This is a genomic window from Burkholderia pyrrocinia (assembly GCF_001028665.1).
Lineage (GTDB): Bacteria > Pseudomonadota > Gammaproteobacteria > Burkholderiales > Burkholderiaceae > Burkholderia > Burkholderia pyrrocinia.
On record NZ_CP011504.1, the window covers coordinates 1,689,025 to 1,702,455 of the forward strand.

Genomic DNA, 13,431 nt, shown 5'->3' on the forward strand with positions numbered 1-13,431 from the left:
GCCGGTCGTCGGCCTGCGTTGCACGCCCGCACGCCGATATTTCCATCGTTTCGGCTCTGACCCATAATGTCGGCCAGCATCCGGTCGAACAAAACATTCCAAGCATTCACGGCGCAACCAGGGCCGCGCCGTCACAGACCAATAAATCTCGGGGTACGTTGCCGCAGCCGGCAGCACGTCCTTGAACAAGGAAATAACAAAATGGATTTGCTGCGCTTCCTGCTGCTCCTGCCGATTCGCGCGGCGGGCTTCGTCTGGCGCCTGCTCGGCCGCGTGCTGCGGCCGCTGGTCGGCGACGTGTCGTGGACGGCGCCCGCGTGGGCGGGCATCACCGTCGCGGCCGTGCGCCGCCGCCCGTGGCATGCCGGTGGCATCGTGCTGCTCGCGGCCGCGCTCGGCTACGGCGGATACTGGTTCAAGCATCGTCCGAAGCCGCCCGAGCCCGAGACCGTCGACTTTACCGTGAAGGCGCCGGCGATCACGACCTACGAGGTCGACGACGGCGACAAGCCGAAGATCACCGTGCATCCGCTCGAAGTGGTGTTCTCCCGATCGGCCGCGCCGATCGAGCGGGTCGGCAAGCCGGCCGGGCAGGGCATCGAGATGACGCCCGCGCTGAAGGGCGCGTGGGAGTGGGTCGACGACAAGACGCTGCGCTTCACGCCGGCGGCCGACTGGCCGGTCGGCGCGCACGTCGAGGTGCGTTTCGCGGTGCACCAGGTGTTCGCGCCGCAGGTGACGATGCACGACGATCATTTTGCATTCGACCTGCCGGCCTTCACCGCGACGTCGGGCGACAACCAGTTCTACCAGAACCCCGACAATCCGGCGGAGAAGCAGGCGCTGCTGCAACTGCGCTTCAACTATCCGGTCGATCCGGCCGAGCTCGAGAAGCGCATCGGCCTCGTGCTGGTCGGCCGCGACGGCAAGACCGTGTCGCCGCTGCGCTACACGGTCAACTACGACAAGATGAAGACGAGCGCGTGGGTCTATTCGCAGCCGCTCGAGATTCCGCACGATCCGCTGTCGGTGCGGCTCGACGTCGACAAAGGCGTGAAGAGTACGCGCGGCGGCGAAGGTACGCCGGCGGTGCTGCACGCGTCGGTCGGCGTGCCGGGGCTCTACAGCCTGACAATCGGCAACGTTGAGCCGACGCTCGTCGACAACGAGCGCTACGAGCCCGAGCAGGTGCTCGTCGCGGAAACGTCCGACGGCGTGCGCAGCGCCGATCTCGCTGCGCGCGCGAAGGCGTGGGTGCTGCCGAAGCGCAAGCCGGGCGTCGATCAGTCGGACGACGATCCGCCGTACGAATGGAACGTGGCCGACATCAGTGACGCGGTGCTGAAGCAGTCGAAGCCGCTCCCGCTCGCAGCGGTGCCGACCGAGAACGACTTCGCGACGCTGCAGAGCTTCAAGTATCACGCGACGCCGGGCGACCGCATCGTCGTGCGTTTCGAAGGCGACCTGAAATCGGCGGGCGGCTACCTGCTCGGCGCGCCGGTGACGACCGCGTTCACGGTGCCCGACTATCCGAAGCTGCTGCGCTTCATGGCCGACGGCTCGCTGCTGTCGATGAGCGGCAGCAAGCGGCTGTCGGTCGTATCGCGCAACCTGCCGGGGATGAAGGTCGAGATCGGCCGCGTGGTGCCCGACCAGCTTCAGCATCTCGTGAGCTTCAACAACGGCACGTACGCGCGGCCCGAGCTGTCGTATTCGTTCAGCGAGGATCACATCGTCGAGCGCTTCGTGCAGACGCGCGCGTTCCCGGCCGGCGACCCCGGCAAGGCGCATTACGAAGGCATCGATCTCGGCCAGTACCTGAAGGGCGGCAAGCGCGGCGTGTTCCTGCTGCACCTGTCGAAGTACGATCCGGCGGCCGAGAAGAAGAAGGCCGACGATGCGAAGGACAGCGATGCTTCGTCGGGCGACGGCAGCCAGGATCAGTCCGGCAACGCCGATTCGGGCGACAGCAACGGCAACGGCGACGACAGCGACAAGGCGCTCGGCGACACGCGCCTGATCGTCGTGACCGATCTCGGGATGCTGGTCAAGCGCGCGCTGGACGGCAGCCAGGACGTGTTCATCCAGTCGATCCGCAACGGCCGCCCGGTTGCGGGCGCAACCGTATCGGTGCTCGCGGTGAACGGCCAGACGCTGTTCTCGCAGACCACGACCGCCGACGGCGTCGTGCATTTCCCCGCGTTCAAGGGGCTCGACCGCGAGAAGCGTCCGCAACTGTATGTGGTGAAGAAGGACAGCGACCTGTCGTTCCTGCCGGTGGCGGGCCGCGATCGCCAGCTCGATTTTTCGCGCTTCGACGTCGACGGCGAACGCAACGCGACAGGCCAGGGGCAACTATCCGCGTACCTGTTCTCGGATCGCGGCCTGTACCGGCCCGGCGATCCGTTCCACATCGGCCTGATCGTGCGCGCGGCGAGCTGGGCGCGCAGCCCGGCCGGCGTGCCGCTGCAGGCGGAGATCGTCGACCCGCGCGGGATCACCGTCGAGCGCAAGCCGGTAACCGTCGACGCGACGGGCTTCACGGAACTTGGCTATACGACGGCCGAAACGTCGCCGACCGGCACGTGGACGGTCAACCTGTACATCGTCAAGGATGGCCAGCCGGGCGCCGAGCCGATCGGCAGCACGACGGTGCAGGTGAAGGAGTTCCTGCCCGACCGGATGAAGGTCGACGCGAAGCTGTCGCAGCAGGTCGTCGAAGGTTGGGTGAAGCCGAAGGGGCTGAAGGGCATCGTCGATGCGCAGAACCTGTTCGGCACGCCGGCCGAGAAGCGCCGCGTCGCGGCGACGCTGACGCTGCGCCCCGTGTGGCCGTCGTTCCGCAGCTGGCAGGGTTATCACTTCTTCGACGCGCGCCGCGCGAAGGAAGGCTATACGACGACGCTGCAGGACGGCACGACCGACGACAAGGGCCATGCCGAGTTCGACCTCGATCTCGACAAGTACGCGGATGCGACCTACCAGCTCTACTTCCAGGCGAAGGCGTATGAAGCGGAAGGCGGGCGTAACGTCGCCGCGAACGCGCAGACGCTCGTGTCGAACAACGACTGGCTCGTCGGCTACAAGTCGGTCGACGATCTCGGCTACGTGAAGCGCGGCAGCCCGCGCGCGGTGCGGCTCGTCGCGATCGACCCGGGCGCGAAGGCGATCGGCGTGAAGGACCTGCGTGCGCAGCTCGTCGAGGAACGCTACGTGTCGGTGCTGACCAAGCAGGATTCCGGCGCGTACAAATACGATTCGCGGCTGAAGGAAGTGCCGGTCGACGAGAAACCGCTGACGATTCCGGCGGCCGGGCTCGACTTCACGCTGCGCACCGACAAGCCGGGCAGCTATGCGCTCGTGATCCGCGGCGCGGACGGCACCGCGGTGAACCGGATCGAGTATTCGGTCACGGGCGACGCGAACGTCACGCGCTCGCTCGACCGCAACGCCGAGCTGCAGGTGAGCCTCGCGAAGCACGACTACAAGCCGGGCGAGCAGGTCGAGATCGCGATCCGCGCGCCTTACGCGGGCAGCGGCCTGATCACGATCGAGCGCGACAAGGTGTATGCGCACGCATGGTTCCATGCGGATACGACGAGTTCGATCCAGCACATCACGGTGCCGGCCGGCTTCGAAGGCAATGGCTACATCAACGTGCAATACATCCGCGATCCGTCGTCGGACGAGATCTTCATGAGCCCGCTGAGCTACGGCGTCGTGCCGTTCTCGGTGAACCTCGACGCGCGCCGCAATGCGCTCACCGTCGATGCGCCGGCGCTCGTGAAGCCGGGCGACACCGCCACCTTCACCGTGCATTCGGCGAAGCCGGCGAAGGTCGTCGTGTTCGCGGTCGACGAAGGCATCCTGCAGGTCGCGCGCTACAAGCTCGGCGATCCGCTGAAGTTCTTCTTCCGCAAGCGGATGCTCGAAGTCGGCACGTCGCAGATCCTTGACCTGATCCTGCCGGACTTCGAGAAGCTGATGGCGATGGCCGCGCCCGGCGGCGACACCGACGACGCGATCGGTCGCCAGTTGAACCCGTTCAAGCGCAAGCGCGACAAGCCGGTCGTCTACTGGTCGGGGATCGTCGACGTGAACGGCGACACGCGTTTGAGCTACACGGTGCCCGACTATTTCAACGGGAAGCTGCGCGTGATGGCCGTGTCGGTGTCGCCGGACCTGGTCGGCACGTTCGAAGGCGCGACGACGGTGCGCGGCGATTTCGTGCTGTCGCCGAACGTGCCGACGACGCTCGCGCTGGGCGACGAGGCCGACGTGAGCGTCGGCGTCGCGAACAACCTGACGGGCGTCGGCAACCAGCCGGTGCCGGTCGCGGTCACGCTGAAGACGGGCCCGCAGTTGCAGGTGATCGGGCCGGCGACGCAGAACGTCGCGCTCGCGCCGCAGCACGAGGGCGTCGCGCTGTTCCGCGTGAAGGCGACCGACACGCTCGGCTCGGGCATGCTGTCGTTCGGCGCGCGCTACGGCGCGAAGGGTGCGCAGCAGCGCGTCGACGTGTCGGTGCGGCCGGCCGCCGCGTTCCGCACGCAGCTCGACATCGCGCGGCTCGATCCGGGCAAGAAGGCGAGCGTGCCGAACCTGCGGCCGATGTACGACGCGTATGCGTCGCGCGACGCGAGCATCTCGACCGCGCCGCTCGTGCTGTCCGAGGGGCTGTCGTCTTATCTCGTCAATTTCGACCACTACTGCAGCGAGCAGATGGTGAGCGCGGTCGTGCCGCGCGTGTTCGCGTCGAAGTGGCTGTCGGTGCGCGCGCTGACGAGCGCGATGCATGCACCTGAAGCCGGCGCCGACGCGGCGAACGCGGGCGCGATCGCGCAGTTCCTCGGCGTACTGCGCAGCCGGCAGAACGTGCAGGGCGGCTTCGGCCTGTGGAGCGCGACGCCTGATGCCGATCCGTTCGTGTCCGCTTATGCGATGCACGTGCTGCTCGACGCGCGCGAGCGCGGCACGGCCGTGCCGAAGGACATGCTCGACACGGGCAACACGTATCTGCAGAAGCTCGCGGCGAACGATTCGCTCGGCTCGCTCGACCTGCTGCGGCAGCGCGCATACGCGGTGTATCTGCTGACGCGCCAGGGCAACGTGACGACCAACAGCCTCGCGGCCGTGCAGAAGCGCCTGCAGGATGCGTATCCGAACGACTGGAAGAGCGATCTCGCGGCCGCGTGGCTGGCCGCGTCGTATCAACTGCTGAAGCAGGACAAGGAGGCCGCCGCGCTGATCGCGGGCCCGCAGGCGCTGCTCGAACGCAAGCGTACGTCCGATGGCGGTTACGTGACCGGCTACTACATCGATCCGCTGACGCGCGACGCGAGCGTGCTGTACCTGCTCGCGAAGCACTTCCCCGAGCGCGTGCGCAAGCTGTCGCCGCGCGCGATGGACAACATCGCCGCGCCGCTGGTCGACAACCGCTACAACACGCTGTCGTCGGCGATGACGATCCTCGCGCTCGATGCGTATGCGGCGTCGAACGCGGGCCAGCTCGACCAGCTCGCGATCAACGAAGTGCGCGCGGGCGCCGCGCCGAAGGACGTGTCGTCGATCCAGGCGAACCTCGTGCGCTCGGGCACGTGGGCGGCCGGCGCGTCGCGCATCGACTTCGTGAACGGCAGCGCGCTGCCCGCGTGGTGGGTCGCGAGCCAGTCGGGCTACGATCGCGGCACGTCGACGAAGGCGATCAGGAACGGGCTCGAGATCGTGCGCGACTACACCGACACGAACGGCAAGCCGCTCGACAAGATCACGCTCGGCCAGGAAATCGACGTGCACCTGAAGATCCGCGCGACGGGCTCGGCGAACGTCGGCAACATCGCGATCGTCGATCTGCTGCCCGGCGGCTTCGATCCGGTAATCGCGCCGCCGCCCGCGACCGACGCGCAGGACGGCGACGGCAATGGCGAAGGCGGCGCGTCGGCGCCGGCGGCCGATGCCCCGTGGCATTCGCCGATCGGCGTAACGGGTTCGACGTGGCAGCCGCAGTTCGCGGACGTGCGCGAGGATCGCGTGGTGATCTACGGCACCGCGACGACCGACGTGCGCGAGTTCGTCTACCGGATCAAGGCGAGCAACGCGGGCCGCTTCGTCGCGCCGCCCGCGTACGGCGAGTCGATGTACGACCGCCGCGTGCAGGCGCAGGCGCCGGGCGGCACGGCGCTGACGGTGGAGCGCGTGCGATGACGGTGCGGCTGCACCGGCCTTGCAAGCCGCGCCGGATGCGAGGAGCGCCCGCGCGTGGCTGATGGATCCGTGCTGCGGCGCGCGCTGCATGGCGCCGGCCGCTGGCTGCATCGCTGGCAGAACTGGATCGCCGGCGCGCTGCTTGTGTTCGGCGCGCTGGCCGCGTGCCGGCTGTGGCCGCATCCGCCGCTGCGCGACTGGAAGCCGTCGTCGGTCGCGGTGGTCGACGTGCACGGCCGGCTGCTGCGCCTGACGCTCGCGAAGGACGACCGCTACCGGCTGTGGGTGCCGCTCGACCGGATGTCGCCGCAGCTCGTCGAAGCCGTGATGCTGCACGAGGATCGCTGGTTCTGGTGGCATCCGGGCTTCAATCCGTACGGGCTCGCGCGCGGCGCATGGATCACGTATGTGCGCGGCGGCAATCCGCAGGGCGGCTCGACGCTGACGATGCAGCTTGCGCGCTCGCTGTGGCGGCTGAACACGCGCACGCCGGCCGGCAAGCTCGAGCAGGTCGCGCGCGCGGTGCAGCTCGAACTTTTCTACTCGAAGCGGCAGATCCTCGAAGCCTATCTGAACGATGCACCGTACGGCCGCAACGTCGAAGGTGCGGGCACCGCGTGCGTCGTCTATTTCGACCGGATGCCCGACGCGCTGACGCTGCCCGAGGCGCTCGCGCTTGCGGTGATTCCGCAGGACCCGGCGCGGCGCGTGCGCGGCGGGCAGGACGAGATCAACCGCGCGCTGGCCGCGTCGCGCAACCGGCTATACGCGCGCTGGCTGACGAAGCACCCGCGCGATGCGTCGCTCAAGCCGCTGTTCGCGTTGCCGCTCGCGATGCGGCCGCTGTCGGCGCTGCCGTTCGACGCACCGCACGCGGTCGACCAGGCGCTCGCCGCGCGCAGCGCATGGCGCACGACATCGGGCGACGCGGACGACACGAACGATGCCGGCGCGCGGCTCGTGACGACACTCGATCTCGATCTGCAGCGCACGCTCGAACGGCAGATCGCGCGCTACGTCGCACGCAACGACACACGCGGCGTGCGCAACGCGGCCGCGCTGCTCGTCGATACGCGCGACATGGGCGTGAAGGCGCTCGTCGGTTCCGCGAACTTCTTCGATCGCACGATCGACGGGCAGGTGAACGGCACGCTCGCGCGGCGCTCGCCGGGCTCGACGCTCAAGCCGTTCATCTATGCGCTCGGCTTCGACCAGGGCGTGCTGCATCCGCAGACCGTGCTGCGCGACGTGCCGACCGCGTTCGGGCCGTATGCGCCGGAGAATTTCGACGGCCATTTCCTCGGGCCGATCACCGCGACCGATGCGCTGAACCGCAGCCGCAACGTGCCGGCCGTATGGGTTGCGTCGCAGCTCAAGTCGCCCGATTTGTATGGATTCCTTCAGGAATCCGGCGTGCGCCGGCTCGCGAGCGCGCAGCACTACGGGCTCGCGCTCGTGCTCGGCGGCGGCGAAGTGACGGCGCAGGATCTCGCGGCGCTTTACGCGATGCTCGCGAATCGCGGCGAGTTCAGGCCGCTGCGGCTGCGCGCGGACGAACCGGCCGCGCCCGGCCGGCGCCTGCTGAGCGCGGAGGCGAGCTACATGACGATGGACATGCTGCGCCAGCATCTGCGGCCCGACGAGACGAGCGGCGCGCAGCCGTCGGGCGTGCCCGTCTACTGGAAGACCGGCACGTCATGGTCGTTCCGCGATGCGTGGACGGCCGGCGTGTTCGGCCCGTATGTGCTGGTCGTGTGGGTCGGCAACTTCGACAATTCGACCAACACGGCGTTCGTCGGCGTCGATGCGGCCGCGCCGCTGTTCTTCCAGGTCGTCGACGCGCTGAATGCCGAGCGCACGCTCGTCGAGCCGCCGCGCGCGGTGCCGCCGCACCTGAAGCGCGTGCGGATCTGCCTCGCGAGCGGCGAGCTGCCGAACGAGTGGTGTCCGCAGCAGGGCTGGACGTGGTTCATTCCCGGCACGTCGCCGATCCGCGTGAGCACCGTGCACCGGCCCGTCGTGATCGACGATGCGACGGGAAAGGCCGCATGCCCGCCGTACGACGGCAAGCGCACGCATACGGAGATCTTCGAGTTCTGGCCGTCGGACCTGCAGCAGGTGTTCGCGCAGGCCGGCATTCCGCGCCGGCGGCCGCCGCAGAACGCGGACTGCCGCGATGCGGGGCAAGTAGACGGCGATCCGCCGCGCATCACGTCGCCGCTGCGAGGCAGTACGTATGCGATGCGCGTGAAGAGCGCCGACGATACGCGCATCGCGTTCAACGCGACGGCCGACGCGAGCGCGCATGCGCTGTACTGGTTCGTCAACGACGCGTATGTCGGCCGCAGCGCGCCTGGCGACGCGCTGTTCTGGCAGCCGCGCACGGCCGGCAGCTATGCGGTGCGGGTGGTCGACGATCACGGGCGCAGCGACCAGCGGCCGCTGGCGGTCGGGCTCGAGCAGTAGGGGCGAGCGACGACATCGATCGCGGTGATTTCGCCCATGCGGCAGACGAACGCGACGAAGCGGGCCGAGCGCTGTGCTATCTGTCGGCGCCCGCGTTCCGCGCGACGGTGCGAGCGCTGCACGGATGACCCGCTAGCGCCGATTCATGCGCTGTAGCCGATCCGCAGGACACCCCATTGCCGTCCGCCGACCACGATGGGCGCGGAAACGTCCTTCATCAGCGCGAAGTTGCCGTTGCCCATGTCGCGCCGATAGGTCTGCAGCAGGAACGGCTTGGTATGCGACACGGAGGTGCGCGCCGTCCGGTCCGTGTAGATCCGGCGGTTCCGGCAGTTCGCCGCATTCCACGCGGCGTCTGCGCGCTGGGGCAGCGAGAACTTCCGGTTGTGAGTCGGCAGGTAGCACTGTTTGTCGAAGCTGGCGCAATAGACGATGCGTTCGTCGATCTCGAGCACCGGCTCCTGGACGGCCGGCAGCGCGCGATCGGTGAAGGCCGTGAAGCGCGTCATGAACTGCTGCGGATCGGTGCCGGGAATCGGCACGTAGTTCGCGTCGAACAGCGCGTCGAGCGCGATATCGCCGCGCGCGACCGCATCGTCGAAGAGCTTGCTGATCGCCGCGGCCGTGTTCCGCGCGGTTTCGATAAAGCGCGTGTCGGGCGACTCGATGCCGGTCGCGGCCGTGAGTTCGATGAGCGTCTCGGAGACGGAGAGCAGGTTGCCGAGCCGGTCCTTGGCTTGCGAGAAGTTGTCGCTGGAATCCTCGACGCCGGACGCCATTTCGCCAACCTGTTCCTCGAGGTGGTGGCACTGCGTCTCGATCTCGTCGGTGAGCGACGCGATCTGTTCGGCCTCGCCGGCGAGTTCGGTGATCGCGTGCCCCGTCGAGTGCACGACCTCGCCGATCGTGCGCGTGCCCTCGCGTACGCGATGGGCGCGCGCGGCGTTGTCGGTTCCCTCCGCGATCAGGTGTTCGGTCTGTTCGGCAAGGCGCGCGAGGGTCGTCTCGATCTGGGCCGTCGCCTGCCCGGTCTTCGCGGACAGATTCTTGACCTCGGCCGCGACGACCGCGAAGCTGCGGCCCGACTCGCCGGCGCGCGCGGCTTCGATCGCGGCGTTCAGCGCGAGCAGGTGGGTCTGGCGGGCGATGACGGAGATCTCCTCGGACACGGCCCGCACGTGATCGAGCGCGTCGCGCAGCGCGCCCATCTGGCTGCCGATCGACGTGACGCCCTCGACGAGGCCGTGGATGTCGGCGAGCGATGCCTCGATCGTCTGTTGCGACTTCTGGACCGCGTTCGACGCATTGGCGCTGACGGCGCGCACCTGCTGCGCGGCTTCGGCGATCCGGTGGTTGCCGCGCAGCGTGACGGCGGCCGATTCACGCAGCGTGTGGCAGACCTCCGCCTGCCTGGCGACGCGGGCGGCGACTTCCTCGACATGGCCCGAGACGTCGCAGATCTCGATGCCGAGCTTGCCGGCCTGCTCGGCGATGTCGCCGACGAGCGCGCGCGATGAACGGCGGCCGCGGCCGATTCCGAAGAGGTTCACGTTGCTGGGTCTCCTAGAGGGCGCGCATTCCCTGTTCTTGACCGATTTTGGGTGTGCGCTCCTGACTTGACGGCAGCGTGGCCGCCGACTTGAGGTCGGGTAAACGTCAGGATCGGAAATGAGGATCGTCAGGCAAGCGCTGCGCGTTTCACGTTCTCGCGGCGGCCGTCTTCCGGTGCGGAGCCGGACGAGCGAGCGTGCCGATCGCCCGTCCGGATGCGCCGCGTCAGAAGACGTGGTGGATGCCGACGTTGGCGCCGACCGTCGTGCCGGGCAAGCCGAACAACGCACCGCCCGCGTGCCGTCATGCCGCGTCAGCTTCGCTCCCGGCCGACTTCAAGCCGCCTGGCAATGCGAACGAAATCAAACCGCGACATCACCCGTCATCCGCCTTCGCCTGCAGATCCTTCAACCCCTGAATCACGACCAGCAGTGCGCGCCCGTGCTCGTCGGAGCCGTCCCATGCATCGACGATCGCGTCGCGCAGCAGGTCGTTATAGCGGCGGCGCGACGGCCCGGTATCGACGCCATAGAAACTGCATAGCTTATTGAATGGCGTGCTGCGGCGCAGCCGATGCCCGTTCGACAGCCGCAGGCGCGACACGGTCGGCTGGCTGACCCCGGAAAGTCGCGCGATTTCGCTGGACGAGCGTGTATCTGCCATCAGGCGGCGCAACAGGTCTTGAACGGGAAAATCTTGGTCCGGGGCTTCCATGCGATGCATTATACCTATACAGTTACGGCTGTTGAATGGGCTTCCTGTCACCAGCGAGGCTGTATCCCGAGAAAGTTGATGACACTGAAACACCTCCCACCCACGTTCTGCTGGACCAAGATCGGTACCGAGTCCGGCGAGGAACTGCCGACCGTCGTGCTCCGCAAGGAATGGGAGCGCCGGCTCGGGGGCGGGCGTTTTCTGTGGGGCATCAACCAGCCGCTCGGCAGCAGCGCGCAAGTCGCCGCGCATCGCACGGGCTCGCTGCTCGCGCTGTTTTCGCCGGTCGCGTCGCGCCCGCGCGCGGGCGAGCGCAAGGACGCGCTGCTGTGGAATGCATGGGTCGACGCGAACGGCCAGGTGCGGCCGCTGCCGCCGCACACGTTCATCGCGAGCCGCTCGACGCTGCCGTCGGGCCGGCGTCGCGAACAGCACTACGCACTCGTGTGCGCGTCGTCCACCGCGCTGACGGTCGGCACGCAGTTGCGCGTGTTTCCCGATCACCTGCGTAGCGTGAGCACGGGCAAGCCGCTCGGCGCCGCACAGGGTGCGGCCGTGGTCGATTGCGTCGGGCGTGCGAAGGAGCAGACGGGCAAGAGCTATCCGCTCGCGTTGTCGGTCGAGCTAGAGGCACCGTATTTCGTGCGGCTCGCGCAGCCGTGCGTGCTGAAGGCGCGCGATCTCGCGGAAGTGAACAAGGCGACGCGCGCGGGCGATTTCGATCGCTTCGTCGAGCTGGTTGCGCGCTTGCGCGGCCGTGCGCCGACGGATGCCGTGCGCGGCGTCACGCGCGACCTGTTCGACGTGCCGCCGATCGAAACCGCGGCCGCGTATGTCGCACCCGCGCATGCGGCGCGATTGCGCAATCGGCCGGCGGCCGAGCATCCGCGCGATCGCACGGGCGATCTGTTCGACCTGTCGCCGGGCGAGCCTGCTGCGTTCGGCGGCCTTGCACGCCCGCGCATCGGGCGCGCGTGACGACCGGCGGCGAGAAGATCGCGCAAGAATTTGTTGCAAACTCGCCGTAGCGGATCGGCGAGCGCAGAGGGACAATCGGCACGAAGCGCGCGGCGCGGCGGCCGATGTGCCGACCATCGATGCGCCGTGGTTCACGCCACCGACATGCGTACCACGCACACTGGGCGTCGGCATGCTTCACACTGCAACCCTGTAGGAGAAGTGTCGATGTCGACCCACATCTGTTCACGGGAAGCCCGGGCTGCGCAACGCTTCGTCGAAGCGACGCGCAACGTCGATCAGGCCTTTCGCGCCGTGCGCGGCGAAAGCGACGACGACGTCTCGTCGGCCGAATACGCACGCGCGATGTCGCGCCTCGATCGCGCGCTCGACGAGCTGGCGCGTGCGCAGGAAGTCTTCGATCGCGTCGTGAGCGCCGACGCGGCACACCAGATCTGAACCAGGTGTTTCTGCTTTTTTCGCGTCGATCGGCGCGCCTCCTTTCCCTTGCCGGGCCGCTGTTCGGTCCGTCGATCGTTTATCCCGCCCGCATCGAATCGATATCGCCGGGCCGCGCGGCGACACCGCGCGCGCGTCAGCCCGCGCGCGTCATGTCCGGCGCGGGGTTCGCGGGATGGAACGCGTAGCCGCGATGCTGGAACGACGCCGCGAAGAACCGCATCTGGTAGCGGATCGCATTCGCCCAGTAATCCCACGTGTGGCCGCCCGGCCGCTCCGCGTAGTCGTGCGGCACGCCGAGTGCGACGAGCCGTTCGTGCAGCGTGCGGTTCGAGCCGACGAACGCGTCGTCGCGGCCGCAGTCGATCGTCACGTCGAGATGTGCGCGCACGAACGCGCGCGCGCTTTCGACGATCACGTTGCGGTTCCAGAACGACGGATGGCGGCCGGGGTCGCCGAACACGTGGTCGATGCCCGGCTCGTCCTCGCAGCAGCGCGGATCGACCGCGCCGCTGATGCTGCCGACCGCGCCGAACGTGTCGGGCCGGTCGAGCGCGATGCGCAGCGCGCCGAAGCCGCCCATGCTGAGCCCGGTGATCGCACGGGCGCGCTGCGTCGCGATCGTGCGGAAGTGCGAATCGACATAGGACACGACTTCGTCGCCGATGAAGGTTTCGTAGCGGCTGCCCGAATCGAACGGGCTGTCGATGTACCAGCTTTCGTGTCCGCCGTCGGGCATCACGAGGATCACGCGGTAGCGGTCGGCCAGTGCGGCGATGTGCGTGTTCGACGTCCAGTCGGTATGGTCGCCGCCCGAGCCGTGCAGCAGATAGACGACCGGATAGCGTTCGCCGTTGCGGTTGGCGCGAGCGTAGTCGTCGGGCAGCACGACGGTCGCCCTGAGCGTCTCGCTCATCGCGGCGCTGGGGATCGCGACGACCCGCGCATGAAACGCGAAGGCAGGGCTCGTGACGGCGAGCAGCAGAAGCAGCCAGCAGGCGCGTGCCACGTACATCGGTCCTCGCATGTGTCGACTCCGTCCGGCGCAGGGGGCCGGGAAAACCCTGTTCGGACGACTCT

7 protein-coding genes are annotated in these 13,431 nt (G+C 68.3%); 4 read left to right on the forward strand and 3 right to left on the reverse strand.

The annotated features are described in order from the left end of the window. Positions 1-201 precede the first annotated feature (201 nt). Both ABD05_RS23785 and pbpC read left to right on the forward strand, forming a co-directional pair. Entirely contained in the window at positions 202-6,204 is a 6,003-nt protein-coding gene (locus ABD05_RS23785) for an MG2 domain-containing protein (protein ID WP_047902493.1), read from the forward strand. Positions 6,205-6,258: 54 nt separating this feature from the next. After that, a complete protein-coding gene (gene pbpC / locus ABD05_RS23790) occupies positions 6,259-8,670 on the forward strand; it encodes a penicillin-binding protein 1C (RefSeq protein WP_053059968.1) in 2,412 nt (803 codons plus the stop codon). A gap of 143 nt (positions 8,671-8,813) precedes the next feature. Here the strand turns inward: pbpC and ABD05_RS23795 are convergent, their stop codons facing one another. Together ABD05_RS23795 and ABD05_RS23800 are read right to left on the reverse strand one after the other, a co-directional pair. Next, a complete protein-coding gene (locus tag ABD05_RS23795; protein WP_047902494.1) occupies positions 8,814-10,220 on the reverse strand; it encodes a methyl-accepting chemotaxis protein in 1,407 nt (468 codons plus the stop codon). A 376-nt stretch (positions 10,221-10,596) separates the two neighbouring features. Further along, entirely contained in the window at positions 10,597-10,935 is a 339-nt protein-coding gene (locus tag ABD05_RS23800; RefSeq protein WP_047902495.1) for a helix-turn-helix domain-containing protein, read from the reverse strand. 78 nt (positions 10,936-11,013) lie between these two features. Here ABD05_RS23800 and ABD05_RS23805 point away from each other — a divergent pair, with 78 nt between their 5' ends. Both ABD05_RS23805 and ABD05_RS23810 read left to right on the forward strand, forming a co-directional pair. Continuing rightward, on the forward strand, positions 11,014-11,913 hold the full coding sequence (locus ABD05_RS23805; RefSeq protein ID WP_047902496.1) for a hypothetical protein: 900 nt from the start codon (positions 11,014-11,016) through the stop codon (positions 11,911-11,913). Positions 11,914-12,120: 207 nt separating this feature from the next. Further along, a complete protein-coding gene (locus ABD05_RS23810; RefSeq protein ID WP_047903761.1) occupies positions 12,121-12,351 on the forward strand; it encodes a hypothetical protein in 231 nt (76 codons plus the stop codon). A gap of 136 nt (positions 12,352-12,487) precedes the next feature. Here ABD05_RS23810 and ABD05_RS23815 read toward each other — a convergent pair whose 3' ends face one another. Then, positions 12,488-13,366, reverse strand: coding sequence for an alpha/beta hydrolase (locus ABD05_RS23815; RefSeq protein WP_175804821.1), 879 nt, complete (start codon positions 13,364-13,366; stop codon positions 12,488-12,490). Between the last annotated feature and the right edge of the window lie 65 nt (positions 13,367-13,431).